The following is a 3,677-nucleotide window of genomic DNA, read 5'->3' as shown; positions in this document are numbered from 1 at the left end:
ACTATTGATCTTGCAGCTTACGTAGGTGGATCTGTACAATTAAGATTCAACCGTATCACTGGAGGTACTTGGCAATCAGATGTCGCTATTGATAACACTAGAGTTGTTGCTGGCGGTGGAAGTGATCCTAACCCTCCTTCTGGATATTGTGCATCTAATGGACAAAACACAAATGATGAATATATTAGCCGAGTACAAATAGGAAGTATTGATAATAGCACAGGAGCATCTACTGGTGGGTATAGTGACTTTACAAACCTATCTACAAACCTAAGTGGAAGTACTTCTATTACAATTACTCCTACTTGGACTGGAACTGTTTATAACGAAGCATATGCTGTATTTATAGATTGGAATAGAGATGGTGACTTTGCAGATGCAGGTGAAACCGCATTCTCACAATCACCTACACAAGCAACTTCTATCTCTGGTACTATTACAGTGCCTTCGGGAGCGGCTCAAGGACCTACACGTATGCGTGTATCTATGAAATATAATGCAGCACCAACAGCTTGTGAAAGCTTTAACTTTGGTGAAGTAGAGGATTATATCGTAAATGTAGGTAACACTACTAATACTTCATTTTCAGATCCTAATGCAGTAGATAATACAACAACTGCTGTTGCTTCTTTTGACTTCACCCTTTTCCCTAACCCTGTAACTAGAGGACAACTTAGTGTAAATGTCACTGGAGCAGAAGCAGAGAGTTATGCTATTTATAATATGCTAGGGCAAATTGTACATAAAGGAGCGTTTAGTAACACATTAGATGTATCTAAACTTAAAGCAGGTATATATATATTAGAAGTAACTATTGGAAATGAAACTCATAATAAGAGATTCATTAAAAAATAAATAATATTACTTGAGCACCTAAATTAGTGTTTAAAACCCCGATGTCATATTCTTGGTATCGGGGTTTTTTCATTTTCAATCTTATTTTACTTAAAACCTATCGATTTAGTAGGTTTTTGTTTAACGTTTTTAGAAAAAAATTAAATCTTAAAGAAATCTTAAAAAAAAATTGTGTGTTTCATCGAAAAAATTTCATTTATTTTAAAATTATCACGTTTTTTAGATAAAATATTGAGTTTTTAACAAACAAGTTCCTAATTAACAAACAAATTACTAACGATTATGAAAAAAATGTACACATTTTTCTTGACAGCTTTTCTGTTAGGATCAACTGCTATTGCCCAAAATATGGATGGTATTATCCAGAATTATTTTGGTAAACACACTGAAAAATCCGAAACTGGTTTTTCATCTCAGGATGTATCTGAATGGCGAGTTACAGATATTGTTCCATCTTTGAATCCACAAATACAACATGTATATGTGCAACAAATGTATCAAGGGGTGCCTATTCAAAACGGTACTTATAAACTAACTGTTAAAAACGGTGAAGTAACTTGGGAAATTAATCAATTCATTAGCGACTTAGGAGCAAAAGCTAGTGTAACACAAGCATCATTAACACCAGAAAGCGCTATTATGTCTGTTGTTAATGCACATCAAATCTCAACACCAACAAACTTAAATTCAACTCAAAAATCGAAAGACGTATTTGTATACGAAAATTCAGGAATAAGTATTGAGCCTATTCAAGTAGAAAAAGTATACCTATATCAAGATGGCGCTTTACGTTTAACTTGGAAAGTATCTATCTATCCTCTCGATGGAGAGCACTGGTGGAGTGTAAACGTAGATGCTACTTCAGGAAGTATTTTAAGAACAGAAGACTGGGTAGTTTCTTGTAATTTTGGAACACCAGATCACTCAAATCATGGTCATGAAACTACTGTAGTAGAAGAAACAATAGAAATGGGACCCGTTGCTTATGATATGACTGCTATGGATGCAGCTTTTGTTGGCGGAGGTACCTATAATGTATACCCATTAGGAATTGAAAGTCCTAGCCATGGTAACCGTGCATTGGTTACAGATCCTGCAAATGCTACAGCTTCTCCTTTTGGATGGCATGATACAAATGGTAGTGCAGGTGCAGAATTTACAACTACTGTAGGTAATAATGTTACAGCTCAAGATGATACAAATGGAAATAATGGAACAGGATCAAGACCTAATGGAGGAAGTTCTCTTAATTTTGATTTCCCATTAAACTTAAATAATAATCCTTCTACATTTTTGCCAGCTGCAACAACAAACTTATTCTACTGGAATAATATCATGCATGATGTATGGTACCAGTATGGTTTTAATGAAGCTTCTGGAAATTTCCAAGAAAACAACTATGGAAATGGAGGAGCAGGAAGTGATTCTGTAAATGCAGATGCACAAGATGGTAGTGGAACAAACAATGCAAACTTTGCAACTCCACCAGATGGATCTAATCCAAGAATGCAAATGTTCTTATTTACTAATCCAACAAGAGATGGAGATTTAGACAATGTGATTATTGCACATGAATATGGTCATGGTATTTCTACACGTTTAGTAGGAGGGCCAGGAACCAATGCTTTAGGAGGATCTGAGCAAATGGGAGAAGGATGGTCTGATTGGTTTGGACTAGTAATGACAATTCGTCCTGGAGATGATAGAAATACAGCAAGAGGCGTAGGAACTTATGCAATAGGGCAACCTACTACAGGAGCTGGAATTCGTCCTACAAGATACTCTACAGATTTAGCAGTAAATGGTACTGATTACGGGGATATAGGAGGTCTTGCTGTACCACATGGTGTAGGATATGGTTTCGCTACTATTTTATGGGATATGACTTGGGATCTTATCGATCTTGAAGGATATGATGCAAATCAATATACGGGAACTGGAGGTAATAATATTGCCATGGCACTTGTTACTGAAGGTCTAAAAAACACTGCTAATAACCCAGGATATGTATCTGGACGTGATGGAATTCTTCAAGCAGATCAGGATCTTTACGGAGGACAATATAACTGTTTAATTTGGGATGCTTTTGCTAGAAGAGGTGTAGGTGTAGATGCTGTTGAAAATTCAAATGGCGGTACAAATACAAATACAGATCAAGTTATATCATTTACAAGTGGATGTACTGGACCACCACCACCAGCAACTTGTAATTCTACAGTAGCTAGTTTCCCATATGCTGAAGGTTTTGAAAACACATTAGGAGCTTGGTCTCAAGATACTAGTGATGATATAGATTGGACTATTAACTCTGGAGGTACACCTTCTAATAGTACAGGACCTGCTGCTGCTAATGAAGGAACTTTCTATATTTATATGGAAGTATCTGGAGACGGTGCTGGATTCCCTAATAAGACGGCAATCCTAAACTCTCCTTGTTTCAATCTTACCGGTGTAAGTTCTCCTTCTGCCTCTTTCAGTTATCAAATGACAGGTAATTCAGTAGGGACAATACGACTAGAAGCAAGAGAAGATGGATCACAAACTTGGACTGAAATATGGTCACAAGCTGGTGATCAAGGTGCTGCTTGGATAGACGAAAATGTAAGTCTTGCTGCATACAACGGAACAGTACAACTAAGATTCCGTGGTACGAGTTCAACTTCATGGCAAGGAGATATTGCTATTGATGGATTTGGTATTGAAGGTACTCAAGCTGGAGACACACAAGCTCCGTCTGTACCAACGAATCTTGCTGTAACTGGAGTAACAACTAGCTCTGTTGCACTTTCTTGGAACGCTTCTACTGATAATGTAGGTGTAAC

At 37.0% G+C, this 3,677-nt stretch carries 2 protein-coding genes; both read left to right on the top strand.

All coding sequences use genetic code 11. The features are described from left to right. Positions 1-855: GEVED domain-containing protein (locus Q1A01_RS23425; RefSeq protein WP_299685961.1), on the top strand; the 855-nt coding region annotated here is incomplete at its 5' end. Between the two features lie 282 nt (positions 856-1,137). After that, a partial coding sequence (locus Q1A01_RS23420; protein WP_299685959.1) for a M36 family metallopeptidase occupies positions 1,138-3,677 on the top strand: 2,540 nt, incomplete at its 3' end.

It is taken from the genome of uncultured Dokdonia sp., from assembly GCF_947492815.1.
In the GTDB taxonomy this organism is placed as follows: Bacteria; Bacteroidota; Bacteroidia; order Flavobacteriales; family Flavobacteriaceae; genus Dokdonia.
The sequence above is the reverse complement of the archived record's forward strand: the minus strand, read 5'-3'. Positions and strand labels throughout refer to the sequence as shown.